Below are 15,341 nucleotides of genomic sequence, written 5' to 3'. Positions count from 1 at the left end.
GTCGGACCGGTTAGAAAAGTAACCGTATGATGGCGCCGGGATCACCGTGCGTCGATAAGGTCCTTTACGGACAGGACCATACGGACGAGATGTGCGAGGGAATGGGTTCCCATTTTGTGCATGACGCGGGAGCGATGGATTTCCACCGTCCGCTGACTGATCTCAAGCTCAATGGCAATTACCTTGTTGGCCTGGCCGGCAATCATCCGGTCCATGATCTCGTGTTCCCGGGGTGTCAGGCTCTTGATGCGACGGATAATCTCCTGTTTTTCATCCAGCGACTTACGCTGCTCCAGGTCCTGCTTCAGGGCCGCCTCGATCTTCTCCAGCAGCGCCTCCTCGCGGTAGGGCTTCTGGATGAAGTCCACTGCGCCTTCCTTCATGGCATCAACCGCCATGGGCACATCGCCGTGCCCGGTCACAAAGATGATTGGCAGAATCGAGTGCTTCTCGTTGAGCTTTTTTTGCAACTCCATACCGTCCATACCCGGCATACGGATATCCAGCACAATGCAGCCGGCCATCTTGTCGGAATAGTCCTTCAGGAAAGCGGTGGCACTCTCATAGGTCTTGACCGGCTTGCCGTCGGATTTCAGCAGCAGCTCCAGGGAATCGCGGACTGCTTCGTCGTCCTCTACCACGAATACGGTTTGCTGGATGTCAGTCATGGATGTGTTCTCTCCTGTCCGTTTTCTTGTTCGTCGCCGGTCAGTGAATTGACGGGTCTTTATGGTCATCACGGGCGTGTTCCTGACGCTCGTGTTCCCGCATTTTTTCAAGTCGTTGCTGGATAATGCCAAAAACGCTCTGTTTGGGGTACCTGCCTTTGTCATCGGCCTTGCCCGCAGGCTTGCCAAGCAACAGGGTGACAGCCTCTTCAACCCGGGACACCGCATACACCGCAAAGCGCCCCTCCCTTACCGCCTGAACAACCTCGCTGTCGAGCATCAGGTTCTGCACGTTTGTGGTCGGGACAATCACGCCCTGCGTGCCGGACAACCCACCCTTGAGCTGACAGGTGGTGAAAAAGCCCTCTACCTTCTCGTTCACGCCACCGATGGGCTGAACCTCACCAAACTGGTTCACCGAGCCGGTAATCGCCAGATCCTGTCGCACAGGCACGCCCGAGAGGGCGGAAATCAGCGCACACAGCTCTGCCAGTGAGGCGCTGTCACCATCCACCTCACCATAATTCTGCTCGAAGGTCAGGCTGGCCGAGAGATGCATGGGGTCCGTCACCGCAAAATGCGAAGACAACCAGGAGCTGAGGATCATCACCCCCTTGGAATGCAGGTTGCCGCCGAGCTTCACATCCCGCTCGATATCCATCACCGCGCCATCTCCATAATAGCAGGTGGCCGTCACCCGGTTGGACAAGCCGAATTCAAAGCCACCGGTAGACAACACAGACAGCGCGTTGACCTGCCCGATGGTCTTCCCAGTGGTAGATACGAGCGTCGAGCCATCACGGATGGAGTTATAGAACTGGTCGCGAATACGGCTGCTACGGTACCGGGCACTCTCCAGTGCCCGCTCCACGTGAACATCCTGGATCAGTTTTGCGCCGGCCTGTCTCGCCCAGAAATCCGACTCCCGAAGCAGGTTGGCAATATCTGCCGCATGCAACGAGAGCCTATCCTGGTGCTCCGCCATACGCGCGCTGTGCTCGATGACCCTTGCCACTGCCTTGTTGGAACAGTGCAGCAGTTTTTTCTCGCTCACCAGGCTGGCAATGAACTTGGCGTACAACAGCTGGCTGTCGTCGGACCGGTACATTTCATTTTCAAAATCGGCCGTTACCCGGAACAGCTCGGCGAATTCGGAATCGTATTCCTGCAGCAGCATCCAGGTTTCACGATCGCCAAAAAGAACAATCTTGACATCCAGCGGCACCGATTCCGGTTCGATGGAAATCGTGCCGGACAGGGTCATTTCCCGCTCCAGGGAGTTGATCTGTATGGATCGGGAACGCAGAGCCCGCTTCAAGCCGTCCCAGACGAAGGGTTGCTCCAGCACCTTGATGGCATCCATCAGCAGATAGCCGCCATTGGCCCTATGCAGGCTGCCGGGGCGTATCAGGGAGAAATCAGTGAACACCGTACCCTTGTAGGTAACGTTTTCCACATAGCCAAACAGGTTGTGGTAGGTGGGGTTGTCTTCCACCACCACCGGCACCTCGTTGGTTTTCTGGTGCACGAGCACGTTGACCAGGTAACGCCGCGGCATCTTCTTGTCGAGGGAGGCGTAGGCAATCGCCGCCTGCTCTTCGTTGTCATCCAGGAAGATATCCAGGTTCTCCACCATATCGGCCCGGACTGCCTCGAAGTAGGTCACCACGTCAGGCAGATCCCGGTACTTTTCGATCAGCTCGTCAATCTGGTGGCCAGAGATGCTCTCCAGGGTTTCCTGGTTCAATGCCTGCTGCTTCTCCGCATACTCCTGCTCCCAGTCGGCCAGTTTACGGAGGGCCTGCCGGAGCTTTTTCTCAAGCTTGTTGATGGCATCCTCGAATTTGTCCCGCTGCTCCTGGGACAACGCCTGGAAGGACTCGGCGGTATGCGGTTCATCACCGTTCATGGCCACCAGCCGGTAACCGCCCGGCGTGGTCACAGTCAAGCTCACTTTTTTGCGCTTGGCCTGCGCCGCCACTTTCTCAAGCTCATCTTCCTGCTTCTTGCCGTACTCGTTCTTGAGCTGCTCCGAGCGCTCGAGGAAGCTGTCGCTGTCGAAGGTCTGGGGAACCACCTTCACCAGGCGACTCATCAGCTTTTCCATGTCCTGTTTGAGCTCGGTCGCCTTGCCCGCGGGCAACTGCAGCAACTTGGGAATGCGCGGCTCCTCAAAGTTGGCCACGTAGCACCAGTCATGGCTTTGCTGATCCGTATCCACATGGTGCTCCAGGTACCGGAGCATCATGGTGCGCTTGCCAAGGCCGTTCCGGCCCACTGCATACACGTTATATCCACCATGGGGCATCGCCAGGGCAAAACGTACCGCTTCCTGGGCACGGTTCTGGCCAACGATTTCGGCCAGGGGTTCCAGTTGGCGGGTGGTCTTGAACGGCAGGTCCTTGAGGACACAGGCTTTGTAGAGCTGATGCAGAGGCAGTGACTTCAAGATTGGTTCCTGTAGCGGTTAACACATTGGCCGGTCATTGTAGTTTCTGGAGGCGGCCCTGTCGCGTTCGCCGAAAAGATTTCGCCCGGCCTTGGCGGCCACCGGAAATATGTTAGGTGGTTCACACTTCTGCGACCGTTCATTTTTCAGCCAGCAGGGCCTTGACTACACTTCGTCTCCCGACAACAAAAATACGATGCACGCAACGGATGCCCGCGTATGACGAGTGATTCCGCCGACCGCAGAATCAAGGACCGCTACCCCGCCTCCTGCCTGAAGGTTCGCCTTCGTGAACGTGGTTTTTTTGGCCGGGGCAAGCACGCTACACCGGTAACCTGCCTGGATCTGAATCGTTATGGGATGGCCGTTCTCTGTCCTCGCCCGGTGGAGCGGGGGGCCAGACTGTTCCTGGACTTCGACGGCAAATACATCAGCGAGTCGCGGGTGGGTGCCAGAGTCGTGGATTGTCAGCCCTACCAGACCGGCTACCGGGTCAGCGTACAGTTCAGCTATTGCCAGGATCCGAAAGGCTATTCCCGTACCGTCGATAACGCCCTGTCCCGGATTGAAGGATTCTATAACCGCTTCGCGAGCTGAGCTGCGTTAAAACGGCAACTCAGATCAGCCCCGCGTCCAGACTGGCCGCCACGTACAACCCCAGCTCCCGGCACTGCTCCTCAAACTCATCACGGTAGTCGCCGCGGCAAATCAGTGGCTCCTGAATTCGCTTCCAGCGCAGCCCGGTGGTGATGCTCTCGATGGCCCTGCGGGTACCGGTGCCATCGTGACCAGCGCGAATGTAACAGGCAAACGGCAAGGCCTCGGTCTTCTCCAGGCAGGGATAATAGCTCCGATCGAAAAAGTCCTTGAGCGCCCCACTCATGTAGCCAAGATTCTCGGTGGTACCCAGGATAATGGCATCGCACGCCATCACATCCTCCGGCCCGGCCTCAAGTGGTGACAGAACCCGCACCTCAACATTTTCAATGTCTTCCTGGCGAGCGCCGTCCACCACCGCCTGCCTGAGTTTCAGGGTGTTCGGGGAAGGTGCATGGGCAACCACCAGCAGTTTTTTTTGCGCTTCCATAACAAGTTCCCAGTTTCGGAATTGCCGTTGACGGGCCGCCACCGGCCCGAAGAGCACAGGTGGTCAAATTTCGAGCAGTACAGACCTACAATCCCGGCAATCTGTACCGGAATGAAACCGCGGATCTGACTCGATACCCGGGCAAGCCATGAGCCTAGTATGGACAAACAGCAACAGGGAGGAAGAACCCATGCGCCAGATCCACTTCAGATCATTCCGGAATTTTGTCCGTCGACTGCAACATCGACAATGGATTAGGAATCAGCTTGCACAAGCCGGAGGTGCAGACTATCTCAGGCGATTGGAAGAAGACATCGGCGCCGAGCCGGGGCATTTCCGAAAGGCGCTTGAAGCGCCTCTGTTCTCGGTGAACAGAGGCGACAGAGATAGCCGGCGCGGGGCCAGCGATGGGCAGCACGCGTGGACTCTCACCCTGCCACCGCACCGCCTGCCCGCCGGGAAATGTTAGAGCAGCTCGCCGTTGGCTTCCGCCGGCGCCTCTTCCGCCTCTTTCTTGGCGGTCGGCTTGGGCATCAGCTTGTCACGAACCTTGGCTTCGATCTCGTTGGCGATGTCGAGGTTCTCTTCGAGGAACTTGCAGGCGTTGGCCTTGCCCTGGCCGATCTTGTCACCGTTGTAGGCGTACCAGGCGCCGGACTTGTCTACAAAGCCTTCCTTGACGCCCATGTCGAGCACCTCGGCCATGTGGTAGATGCCCTTGCCGTACATAATCTGGAATTCTGCCTGCTTGAACGGCGGTGATACCTTGTTCTTGACCACCTTGACCCGGGTCTCGTTGCCGACCACTTCGTCGCCTTCCTTCACCGAGCCAATGCGGCGGATATCGAGACGTACGGAGGAGTAGAACTTCAGGGCGTTGCCGCCGGTGGTGGTTTCCGGGCTGCCGAACATCACGCCGATCTTCATGCGGATCTGGTTGATGAAGATCATCAGGCAGTTGGCGTGCTTGACGTTACCGGTCAGCTTCCGCAGGGCCTGGGACATCAGTCGCGCCTGCAGGCCAACGTGGCTGTCGCCCATTTCGCCTTCGATCTCCGCTTTCGGGGTCAGGGCCGCCACCGAGTCGACGATGATGACATCGACGGCGTTCGAGCGAACCAGCATGTCGGCAATTTCCAGTGCCTGCTCACCGGTATCCGGCTGGGATACCAGCAGTTCGTCAACATTCACACCCAGCTTCTCGGCGTAAACCGGATCAAGCGCATGCTCGGCGTCCACGAAGGCGCAGGTTTTGCCTGCCTTCTGGGCCTCGGCAATCACCTGCAGGGTCAGTGTGGTTTTACCGGAGCTTTCCGGGCCGTAGATCTCACAGATCCGACCATAGGGAAGCCCGCCAATGCCCAGGGCCACATCCAGACCAAGGGAACCGGTGGACACCGCAGGAATGGCCTCACGGGGCTGATCGCCCATTTTCATGACCGCGCCTTTACCAAACTGGCGCTCGATCTGCCCAAGTGCTGCGCTCAATGCTTTCTTGCGGTTGTCTTCCATCAGTGCAAACCCTCTTTCGCCTGGGCCATCAGTTCTCTTTGGAACCTGACAGCGGAATCGTGAACCGGGACGCCGTACAACAAACACCTGAGCAATCCCTGTATATTTGAACAGTATTAAAACATAACCGGAAAAGGAGACCAACCCCTGCGGCAGTGAAATCGGTCAGACTTCATCCAGAAAGCCGGTAACCCCCTGAAGCGCAAAGAGAACGGCCTGCCGACGCACCCGATCCCGGTCGCCCTCGAAATGCCTGACCACCGCCACCGTGCTCGCCGGGCTGCTGCCCCAGGCAAACCAGACCGTGCCCACCGGCTTCTCCTCACTGCCTCCGCCAGGGCCGGCCACGCCACTGATGGCCACCGCCACGCTGGCGCCCGTGGCGGCCAGGGCGCCGGCCACCATCTCTCGCACCACGGGCTCGCTGACCGCGCCGTGCTCATCCAGGGATTTCTTTGTAACGCCCAACAGCGCCTGCTTGGCCTCGTTGCTGTAGGTCACCAGGCCACCGAGCACATAGGCCGAAGACCCGGCCCGATCCGTCAACACCTTGGCCACCCAGCCACCGGTACAACTCTCGGCAGTGGCTACCGTGCGGCCGGTACCAAGTAGCCGGTCGCCCAGGCGGTTGCCCGCGTCTTCCAATTGCTGATCGCTGGCCAGCATAATGACCTCCTTCGTTTCATCGCGGCGGTTATTTTCTTACAATTCACGCCTTCACCCAAAGCCAGGCGAACCGGACCCGTTCATGTCAGCAGCTCAGACCGATCTTTCCAAGCACACCCCGATGATGCAGCAGTACCTGAAGATCAAGGGCCAGCACCCCAATGAACTGGTGTTCTACCGGATGGGCGATTTCTATGAGCTGTTCTACGAGGACGCCAAGAAAGCGGCCGAACTCATGGACATTACGCTCACCGCCCGGGGCCAGTCCGGCGGCAACCCCATTCCCATGGCAGGTATCCCCTACCATTCCTCTGAGGGTTACATTGCCCGGCTGGTTCGGGCGGGTCAATCCATCGCCATCTGCGAGCAGATCGGCGACCCGGCCACCAGCAAGGGGCCGGTCGAGCGCCAGGTGGTGCGTATTGTAACCCCCGGTACCCTGAGCGACGACGCGTACCTCGAAGACCGCCGCGACAACCTGCTCGTGGCCATCTTCAACAACCGGGAACAGTTCGGTTTTGCCTCCCTGGACATCTCCAGCGGTCGGTTTGCGGTGTCTGAACTGGAGAATCTTGAGGCCCTGCAGGGTGAGCTCCAGCGGCTGAGGCCGGCAGAGATCCTGATCAGCGAGGATTTTCCCTTCGAGGAGATCCTGGAGGGCTTCACCGGCATCCGGCGCCAGGGTCCCTGGCTGTTTGAATCCGACACCGCCCGGCGGGTGATTACCCAGCAGCTCCAGGTGCGCGACCTCACCGGTTTTGGCTGTGAAGACCTGCACCTGGCCATCTGCGCCGCCGGCTGCCTGTTGCAATACGCCCGGGAAACCCAGCGTACCGCCCTGCCCCACATTCGCAAGCTGACCCGCGAGCGCCGCGACGAGGCCGTCATCCTCGACGCCGCCAGCCGCCGCAACCTCGAGATCGACACCAACCTGATGGGCGGCCACCAGTACACCCTGGCCTGGGTGATGGACCGCACCGCCACCGCCATGGGTGGCCGCGAACTGCGGCGCTGGCTCAACCGGCCGCTGCGTGACGTGGAGATTGTGCGCCAGCGCCAGCAGGCGGTTTCCGCGCTGCTGGACGGGTTCCACTACGAGCCGGTGCACGATCTGCTCAAAGCCGTGGGCGACATTGAACGGGTACTGGCGCGGGTGGCACTGCGCTCGGCCCGTCCACGGGACCTGGCGCGCCTGCGCGACGCCTTCCAGACCCTGCCGGAGCTGCAGGAAGCCCTGAAGCCGGTTAACTCCCACCACGTGGTCAAGCTGGCCACCACCATTGGCGAGTACCCCGAACTGGCCGACCTGCTGGAACGGGCGATCATCGATAATCCACCGGTGGTGATTCGCGAGGGCGGCGTGATCCGGGAGGGCTTCGACGAAGAGCTGGATGAGTTGCGCAACATCAGCGAGAACGCCGGCCAGTACCTGTTGGATGTGGAGACCCGTGAGCGCGAGCGCACCGGCATCAGCACCCTGAAAGTGGGCTATAACCGGGTGCACGGCTACTACATTGAAATTACCCGGGCCCAGTCGGCCCAGGCGCCCGCGGACTACATTCGCCGCCAGACCCTGAAAAACGCCGAGCGCTTTATTACCCCGGAGCTGAAGGAGTTCGAGGACAAGGCGCTGAGCGCCAAAAGCCGGGCCCTGGCCCGGGAAAAGGGCCTGTACGACGAGGTGCTGGAAACCGTGGCCGAGCAGCTGGCGCCACTGCAGGACGCGGCCCAGGCACTGGCGGAGCTGGATGTGCTCAGCAACTTTGCCGAGCGGGCTACCTCACTGCGGTTCTCCGCACCGGAATTCAGCGAATCGCCCGGGTTTGATATCGAGGAGGGCCGTCATCCGGTGGTTGAACAGCTGCTGGACGAGCCCTTTGTGCCCAACGATCTGTTGATGGACACCCAGCGGCGCATGCTGGTGATCACCGGCCCCAACATGGGCGGTAAGTCCACCTACATGCGTCAGGCGGCACTCATCGCACTGCTCGCCTACACCGGCAGCTTCGTGCCCGCCAACCGGGCGGTGATCGGCCCGGTGGACCGTATCTTCACCCGCATGGGGTCCTCCGACGACATTGCCGGTGGCCGCTCTACTTTCATGGTGGAAATGACCGAAACCGCCAACATCCTGCACAACGCCACCGAGCACAGCCTGGTGCTGATGGACGAGGTGGGCCGGGGCACCAGCACCTTTGATGGCCTGTCACTGGCCTGGGCCACCGCCGAACACCTGGCCCGGGAAATCCGCTGTTATACCCTGTTTGCCACCCATTATTTCGAACTGACGCAGCTGGCCGACGAGCTGCAGCACGCGGTGAACGTGCACCTGACAGCCACCGAGCACGATGACAGCATCGTATTTCTGCATAACGTGCACGATGGCCCCGCCAGCCAGAGCTACGGCCTGCAGGTGGCAAAACTGGCCGGGGTGCCCCAGGACGTGATCCGCAATGCCAAGGCACAGCTGTCCCATCTGGAAGGCAGCGCCAGCCCGGCCACGCCAGGCAGTCAGGATAAAACCCGGCCTGCTCCAGCACCGGCTGCCCCGAAGGCCAGCGAGCCCGTCTACCAGGGCGACATGTTTGCCAGTCTGGAGCCCAGCGCTGTGGAAGAGGCACTGAAAGCGCTGGATGTGGATGATCTCACGCCCCGGGAAGCCATGAACCGGCTGTACGAATTGAAAGAGTTACTGAAAAAATAGCAGCGAGTTGATCTGGGTAATAAGGTTATAGCAGGGCAACGCTTGCGGCTGTGAGGGTCCCTCCCTACAATATCGCGCACTAAAATATAACGGTGGGGCTCCGTACGGCGCTCCTGATGAGATTGACCGACCACTGGACCAGGGATCTGACTATGGCGTTTATCGTTACTGATAACTGCATCAAGTGCAAATACACAGACTGCGTGGAAGTCTGCCCGGTAGATTGTTTCTACGAAGGACCGAACTTCCTGGTAATTGATCCGGACGAGTGTATCGACTGCGCCCTGTGCGAGCCCGAGTGCCCGGCCGAGGCCATTTTCTCCGAGGACGAGCTGCCTGCCGACCAGGTCCAGTTTGTGGAGCTCAATGCCGAGCTGGCCGCCAAGTGGCCGAACATCACCGAGAAGAAAGACCCGCTGCCGGATGCCGAGGAATGGGACGGCAAGCCGAACAAGCTCCAGTACCTGGAGAAGTAACACGCCGGCGCTGGAACGAAAAAAGCACCGGAACGGAAAAGGGAAGCCTCGGCTTCCCTTTTTCTTTGAGCAGTTACGGCGCCCGGCCGCGCTCGCCTGTTCTCAGCTGCTGGCTAGCTTGGCACCCATGGCAACGAAGAATCCACCGGTCAGGCCGTTGAGCAGCTTTTTCAGCCGGGCGTTAACCCCCAGGCTGCGGAAGGTGACCACCACCCACGCCAGGCCACATTGCCACACCATCGCCAGCAGGAAGTGCACCCCGGCCAGCAGCAGCGATTGCTGGAAGGCATTTCCGGCAGGATCAATAAACTGCGGCAGCAGCGCCATATAGAACAACGCGGTTTTGGGATTCAGAACGTTGGAGAGTACGCCCTCCCGAAACGACACCGCCACGCCAACATGCCTTAGAGCGATTGACGCGGGCACGTCTGCGGTCGCACTGTCAGGAGCCGCCCGGCTCCGGCGAAACGCCTGGCGCAGCGAACCAATACCCAGCCAGATCAGATAGAGGGCACCGGCCCACTTCAGGGCGGTAAAGGCCCAGGCCGTTTCCACCAGCAACAGGGAGATGCCGAGGGCAGAGAGTGTAGCGTGAATGAACAGGCCGCTGCAGATGCCGACACTGGTCGCGCAGCCATCCCGCAAACCACCCCGACCGGTATTGCGCATCACCAGGAGCGTATCGACTCCCGGCGTAATGGTAAGCAGGGTAATGGCGACCAGATAGGCCCAGAACAGATCGGAGATCATGGCACTGCCTCCTCAAAGCACAACAGGAGGCCGCGACCTGATCAGGCCCCCTGCTGGAGAATCTTCTTTGCCGCGGCAGACTTGTAGAACGGTGTCAGTCGTCGGCGGATCAGGGCTTCAACATAGCCCTCTTCCCGCAACACGTCTATAACCGGAATTGCGTAGGCGTCGATTTCGGCCATGATCACCTCCTGGCTCACACCAACGTCGCCCAGCAGGTCAACCACGGGCCGGTCACCGTACTTCTCGAACAGATGCGCGACCACCGCCCGGGCACAGCCCTCGAAGTAAGGGGTTTTGCGGAACTGCAGCCAGAACTCGTAGCCCAGCACCACAAACTCCTGCAGCTCCACATCGCCCAGCCCTTCCTGGAGCTCGGCAATGGTGCGATCCTCCACAGCCACCCAGGCAGCCATCACGCTGTCCCGAAGCTCGTCATCCGACAACGCCTTGTGGAGAAACTGCTCACTCCGGCTGATCAGGCCCGGCAGGCTGTCGGACAGCCAGGCCTTGAGGCGACGCTCGAAGGTTTCGTCCAGGCCCGGCACCGCCCTGTTGGCCATGCGCTTGCCGAATTTCATCATCGAACCCACGCCCGGCACCGATTTGGTGATCAGGTTGTCCTCGTACAGGTAATTCACCAGCCCGTGGTACACCACATTGGCGACCAGTTCCTGATACACAGGATGAGACATGATCTCGCTGATCACCCGCTCCCGCTGCTGGCGCAACTCGAGGGCCTCTTCCAGGAAGCCGGTGGCCTGATCGCGGGAAATGATCTCGCCCAGGGTGGTCGTCGACTGCACATCCGCATTCAGCACTTCTGTCGCCATTTCCGCCGCCAGCTCAGGAATACCGGCGTCCAGTTCCATGTTCATCACGATCCGGTGAATCACGCCCATCACCTGATCCTCGGAGGTCACGCGGTTAAGGGTCAGCGTACCGGCCTGTTGCCAGAGTTCCTCCAGCTCCTGCTTGAGGAACTTGCGCAGTTTGGCACCCTTCAGCAAGGCCAGCTCGTGCTTTACGTGCTGCTCCAGCAACTGGTCGGCGAGATCCGTTGTGCCTTTGGTCATGGTGTCAGATGTCCTGTGGTTAAAGTGAAAACCGATGGCCGGAGGCTAACACGAACGAAGGCCCGGCGGGTTTGCCAAAACTACAGGCGAAGGGATGCACGGGGGCCAGTCAGCCCCCGATCCGGCCAGAGAGAAGGTCTTGAAGAGGCTACTGGAAGTCGCTGAAGCTGTGGGGCTCGGCGGCCAGGGCCAGGCACAGGCTGCCGGGGCCCACGTAGATACTGCTGGTAATGCCCATCTGGGAAAGCAGCAGCTCAACACCGTTACGCTCGCAGGCATCGCGCAGGCGGTTCAGCCCCGGAAGGTCCTCAATTTCGGTCCAGGTCAGCCCGCAGGAAAGACTCACGTAGGGGGTCAGGAGACCCGCTTCCACCCGTGCGGCGGCGTAATTCATCACCTTCTCCACCGCCACATCGAAGCTCCGGGTTTTGGCAACGGGCTGACCCTCTGCCCCCTGACCGAAGATGACCGGGGTAATATTCAGGGCCTTGCCAAGAAACGCGACCAGCGCCGACACACTCTTGTCGCCGCGGCGGCGGGCCCGCTCGCGAATGTAGTGCAGATCCCGTGGAATCACGCAGGTGTAGATCTTGTCAGTGAAGGCCTCCACCTCGTGCCGCAGCGCATTCTTGGTCAGCTTCTGGTCAATCAGACGGAGTGTGTGCGCCGCCAGGAGGCCCTGGCCGGCAAAAATCTGCTTGCTGTCGATCACCCGCATGAAAAACCGACCCTCGCGGCCGGCCGCCGTCCTGGCCCGTTCATAGTTCGACAGAACGCTGTTCATGGCCTCGGTGGCGTTCTGGAAAATCAGGCTGCGAGTCTTGGTTACGGTTTCGCAGATGGCAAGGTCAAACTGAGTCACGATCTTTTCCATGAACAGCTCATGGATCTGCTCGGCACTGAAGGCACGGGTTTCGGCCTCGTGGCCTTTCTGCAGCAGGCCGCTCTGGTAGAACTCCTGGGTTCGGACGGGGTCGTGTTCGTCTATGTAGGTCTGGCCGTCGATAACGGCGGTCACGGGAAGGATGAACAGGTCGTGTTTTCTGCTGAACTCATACGGTAAATCACACGCGGAATCGACGATCAAACCAACTCGCATGGCGGGCCTCCAGCTCCGGACCGCTTCCTCGCCGGAAGCGCCCTTTATTGTCATTATTTTTGGTGCCGTCCAGTCTTACACAACCTGACCAGAATTTCAGCAACGAGAAGCTAACCCGCCGGAGGCGCCAGTTCAAGCTCCTTGAGCGTGCGCTCAAGCAAGTCCCGGTTGTCCTGCTGCCAGGGGTGAAATCCCTTGCGGAAGTACGCCAGGAACTCGGGGAGGCAAGTACGTAACACGCCCGGCTTTCCCCACAGAAAGTTGATGCCGCCCAGCCAGGTGCGCAGGCTCCAGAGCTTGCCATCGGTCTTGAGCAGGCTGCAGGTGTTCAGGAAGGTGTACTTGAAGAAATTCCAGGTGACAAACAGGAACACGATCCGGCGCAGGCGCTCGTTGCCCACGCATTCCCGGTAGACATCAAAGGCCACCGATTTATGCTCGGTTTCCTCAATGGCGTGCCAGCGCCAGAGCCTGGCCATCGTCGGCGACGCCCCTTCCATCCATTCCGGGTGGCGCAGAATGGCGTTGGCCAGAACCGCCGTGTAGTGTTCCGCACCGCAGGTGCCCGCCAGTTGCCGGCTCGGGGGCAACTTGCCTACCCACTCCATGTGCTTGCGAAAACGCCGGTCGAGGGCGTCGATGTCATAACCACGGGCCTTCAGGGCGTCGTTGTATTCCCTGTGCTCACGGCTGTGCAGGGCTTCCTGTCCGATAAAGCCCCGGATTTCCGCTTTCAGCTTGGGGTCTTCAATCCGGTCACGGTACAGCCTCACGGCATTGATAAACTGCTGCTCGCCGTCGGGAAACTGCAGCGACAGCGCGTTGAAAAAAGCGGTACGGAATGCGTCGTTGCCGTGCCAGAGCGTTTTCAGATCTTCGCTGACATCGAACCGCAGATGCCTGGGCTCAACGGAGACGCCCTCGGGCGTGGAGCTGATGGTCATAACTGCCTCCCGTTTTTCTTGTGTTGTTATCCTGAACGAAGAGCGGGCAAAAATTCACCAGAAAGGTCAGTGTAAACCCGGCGAGCAGCGCGAAGGAAGGCGTTAGGGGCAATAATTCGACAAATTGTCACGAAATGACATTTTGTCAAAACGAAACAGCCAGGCGCCGAACAGCAAAACCCGACCGGCAAAAAAAGGGAGGCTCAAGGCCTCCCAAGGACACACAGGGGGTTGGCGTCGCCGAAGCGGTGGGGCTCAGTCCAGCTCTTTGGCCTGGTCCCGCAGAACAAACTTCTGGATCTTGCCCGTGGAGGTCTTGGGCAGCTCCGAGAACACAACGGTCTTGGGCACTTTGAAGCGCGCCAGATGCTCCCGGCAGAAGGTGATGATGTCTTCCTCGGTCACCTGGCCGGCTTCCGGCTTGAGGGTGACGAAGGCGCAGGGTGTCTCACCCCACTTTTCGTCGGGCCGGGCAACCACCGCCGCCTCCAGGACGGCCGGGTGACGGTACAGGGTATCTTCCACCTCGATGGTGGAGATGTTCTCGCCACCGGAAATGATGATGTCCTTCAACCGGTCCTTGATTTCCATGTAGCCGTCTTCGTGCCAGACCGCGAGATCACCGGTGTGGAACCAGCCACCCCGGAAGGCTTCCTCGGTGGCCTTGGGGTTCTTCAGATAACCCTTCATCACGGTATTGCCGCGCAGGAAGATCTCACCAATGGTCTTGCCGTCTTTCGGTACCGGTTCCATGGTGTTCGGGTCGCCCACCATGGTGCCGCCCAGGGTGTGGTAACGAACGCCCTGGCGGGCCTTCTTGCGTGCACGATCGTGCAGCGGCAGCGCATCCCACTCGGATTTCCAGGCACACACGGTTACCGGCCCGTAGACTTCGGTCAGGCCATAAACGTGGGTCACCTGAATGCCCATTTCCTCAATCGCACCGATCACCTGGGCAGGGGGTGCAGCACCGGCGGTCATGGATTTAACCTCGTGATCAATCCCCGCCTTGGCGGATTCCGGTACGTTCAACAGCGCGTTCAGGACAATCGGTGCGCCGCACATGTGGGTCACCTGGTGGTCTCGAATCAACTGCAGAATCTTCTCCGGGTCCACCCGGCGCAGGCAAACATGAGTGCCGGCCATGGCAGTGATAGTCCAGGGGAAACACCAGCCGTTGCAATGGAACATCGGCAGGGTCCAGAGGTACACCGGGTGCATGTCCATGGACCACACGGCCTGATTGCCCAGTGCATTGAGGTAAGCACCACGGTGGTGATACACCACGCCTTTCGGATTGCCGGTGGTGCCTGACGTGTAATTCAGGGAAATGGCATCCCATTCGTTCTCCGGGAAGTGCCATTGGAAGGCCGGATCCCCTTCCCGCAGGAAAGCCTCGTAATCCAGATCGCTCACCTGAACACCCTCGCCGTATTCAGGATCGTCCACATCAATCACCAGGGGTTTGGTGTCGAGACGACCGACCGCGTCCCGGATCACCTCGCCGAATTCCCGATCGGCGATCACAACCTTCGCTTCACCATGTTCCAGCATGAAGGCAATGGCCTCGGCATCCAGACGAACGTTCAGAGTGTTGAGTACGGCGCCGATCATGGGCACGCCAAAGTGGGCCTCCACCATGGCCGGAATGTTCGGCAGCATCACCGCCACGGTGTCACCGCGACCAATACCACGCCCCTGCAGGGCAGACGCCAGGCGACGACAGCGCTCGTAGGTCTGGGCCCAGGTATAGCGGATGGCGCCGTGAATCACCGCCGGGTACTCGGGGTAGACAGCGGCGGTGCGTTCAATGAAATCAATGGGTGACTGAACGGCGTAGTTGGCATCAACGGGCGCGAGGCCCTGATCAAAAATCGAGGTCATGGTGTGGTCCTCTCAGGTGCTGTTGT

At 59.8% G+C, this 15,341-nt stretch carries 13 protein-coding genes; 3 read left to right on the top strand and 10 right to left on the bottom strand.

The genetic code is table 11. From position 1 onward, the window contains the following. Window positions 1–41 precede the first annotated feature (41 nt). Window positions 42–668 carry a response regulator FixJ gene (gene fixJ / locus AC0J1C_RS05840; RefSeq protein ID WP_375192034.1) on the bottom strand — a complete coding sequence of 209 codons (627 nt, stop codon included), beginning with the start codon at window positions 666–668 and terminating at the stop codon, window positions 42–44. A gap of 40 nt (window positions 669–708) precedes the next feature. Continuing rightward, the gene (locus AC0J1C_RS05835; RefSeq protein WP_473045993.1) at window positions 709–3,117 is read right to left on the bottom strand and encodes an AAA family ATPase; all 2,409 of its coding nucleotides are present in this window, start codon (window positions 3,115–3,117) and stop codon (window positions 709–711) included. Window positions 3,118–3,336: 219 nt separating this feature from the next. Here AC0J1C_RS05835 and AC0J1C_RS05830 point away from each other — a divergent pair, with 219 nt between their 5' ends. Then, window positions 3,337–3,714 (top strand): PilZ domain-containing protein, encoded by a 378-nt coding sequence (locus AC0J1C_RS05830; protein WP_375192032.1) that lies wholly within the window; start codon window positions 3,337–3,339, stop codon window positions 3,712–3,714. 19 nt (window positions 3,715–3,733) lie between these two features. On the opposite strand, the gene AC0J1C_RS05825 is transcribed toward AC0J1C_RS05830, so the two are convergent. From AC0J1C_RS05825 to pncC, 3 genes are all read right to left on the bottom strand, one after another. After that, entirely contained in the window at window positions 3,734–4,204 is a 471-nt protein-coding gene (locus tag AC0J1C_RS05825; protein WP_473045992.1) for a flavodoxin family protein, read from the bottom strand. Window positions 4,205–4,669: 465 nt separating this feature from the next. Continuing rightward, window positions 4,670–5,716 (bottom strand): recombinase RecA, encoded by a 1,047-nt coding sequence (recA, locus tag AC0J1C_RS05820; RefSeq protein WP_091992052.1) that lies wholly within the window; start codon window positions 5,714–5,716, stop codon window positions 4,670–4,672. A 165-nt stretch (window positions 5,717–5,881) separates the two neighbouring features. Continuing rightward, window positions 5,882–6,382: a nicotinamide-nucleotide amidase gene (pncC, locus tag AC0J1C_RS05815; protein WP_473045991.1), complete on the bottom strand. Its 501-nt coding sequence runs from the start codon at window positions 6,380–6,382 to the stop codon at window positions 5,882–5,884. Window positions 6,383–6,464: 82 nt separating this feature from the next. Here pncC and mutS point away from each other — a divergent pair, with 82 nt between their 5' ends. After that, a complete protein-coding gene (mutS, locus tag AC0J1C_RS05810) occupies window positions 6,465–9,086 on the top strand; it encodes a DNA mismatch repair protein MutS (protein ID WP_473045990.1) in 2,622 nt (873 codons plus the stop codon). 152 nt (window positions 9,087–9,238) lie between these two features. Beyond that, window positions 9,239–9,562, top strand: a complete 324-nt coding sequence (fdxA, locus tag AC0J1C_RS05805; RefSeq protein ID WP_088828887.1) for a ferredoxin FdxA — start codon at window positions 9,239–9,241, stop codon at window positions 9,560–9,562. Between the two features lie 102 nt (window positions 9,563–9,664). Here the strand turns inward: fdxA and AC0J1C_RS05800 are convergent, their stop codons facing one another. The 5 genes from AC0J1C_RS05800 to AC0J1C_RS05780 all read right to left on the bottom strand — a co-directional run bounded on the left by AC0J1C_RS05800 (window position 9,665) and on the right by AC0J1C_RS05780 (window position 15,315). Continuing rightward, a complete protein-coding gene (locus AC0J1C_RS05800) occupies window positions 9,665–10,312 on the bottom strand; it encodes a LysE family translocator (RefSeq protein ID WP_473045989.1) in 648 nt (215 codons plus the stop codon). A gap of 41 nt (window positions 10,313–10,353) precedes the next feature. Next, on the bottom strand, window positions 10,354–11,388 hold the full coding sequence (locus AC0J1C_RS05795; protein WP_473045988.1) for a hypothetical protein: 1,035 nt from the start codon (window positions 11,386–11,388) through the stop codon (window positions 10,354–10,356). Between the two features lie 148 nt (window positions 11,389–11,536). Beyond that, entirely contained in the window at window positions 11,537–12,487 is a 951-nt protein-coding gene (locus AC0J1C_RS05790) for a DegV family protein (protein ID WP_375192026.1), read from the bottom strand. Window positions 12,488–12,597: 110 nt separating this feature from the next. Beyond that, window positions 12,598–13,431 carry a metal-dependent hydrolase gene (locus AC0J1C_RS05785; protein WP_473045987.1) on the bottom strand — a complete coding sequence of 278 codons (834 nt, stop codon included), beginning with the start codon at window positions 13,429–13,431 and terminating at the stop codon, window positions 12,598–12,600. A gap of 255 nt (window positions 13,432–13,686) precedes the next feature. Next, window positions 13,687–15,315, bottom strand: coding sequence for an acyl-CoA synthetase (locus tag AC0J1C_RS05780; RefSeq protein WP_473045986.1), 1,629 nt, complete (start codon window positions 15,313–15,315; stop codon window positions 13,687–13,689). Between the last annotated feature and the right edge of the window lie 26 nt (window positions 15,316–15,341).

The organism is Marinobacter sp. E2, assembly GCF_055755345.1.
This window is presented reverse-complemented; position numbering and strand designations above follow the sequence as displayed.

Coding starts and splice junctions, on each gene's coding strand:
- fixJ (WP_375192034.1), bottom strand. CDS start 668: ATGACTGACATCCAGCAAACCGTATTCGTGGTAGAGGACGACGAAGCA.
- pncC (WP_473045991.1), bottom strand. CDS start 6,382: ATGCTGGCCAGCGATCAGCAATTGGAAGACGCGGGCAACCGCCTGGGC.
- recA (WP_091992052.1), bottom strand. CDS start 5,716: ATGGAAGACAACCGCAAGAAAGCATTGAGCGCAGCACTTGGGCAGATC.
- AC0J1C_RS05780 (WP_473045986.1), bottom strand. CDS start 15,315: ATGACCTCGATTTTTGATCAGGGCCTCGCGCCCGTTGATGCCAACTAC.
- AC0J1C_RS05825 (WP_473045992.1), bottom strand. CDS start 4,204: ATGGAAGCGCAAAAAAAACTGCTGGTGGTTGCCCATGCACCTTCCCCG.
- AC0J1C_RS05800 (WP_473045989.1), bottom strand. CDS start 10,312: ATGATCTCCGATCTGTTCTGGGCCTATCTGGTCGCCATTACCCTGCTT.
- AC0J1C_RS05785 (WP_473045987.1), bottom strand. CDS start 13,431: ATGACCATCAGCTCCACGCCCGAGGGCGTCTCCGTTGAGCCCAGGCAT.
- fdxA (WP_088828887.1), top strand. CDS start 9,239: ATGGCGTTTATCGTTACTGATAACTGCATCAAGTGCAAATACACAGAC.
- AC0J1C_RS05790 (WP_375192026.1), bottom strand. CDS start 12,487: ATGCGAGTTGGTTTGATCGTCGATTCCGCGTGTGATTTACCGTATGAG.
- AC0J1C_RS05795 (WP_473045988.1), bottom strand. CDS start 11,388: ATGACCAAAGGCACAACGGATCTCGCCGACCAGTTGCTGGAGCAGCAC.
- AC0J1C_RS05830 (WP_375192032.1), top strand. CDS start 3,337: ATGACGAGTGATTCCGCCGACCGCAGAATCAAGGACCGCTACCCCGCC.
- mutS (WP_473045990.1), top strand. CDS start 6,465: ATGTCAGCAGCTCAGACCGATCTTTCCAAGCACACCCCGATGATGCAG.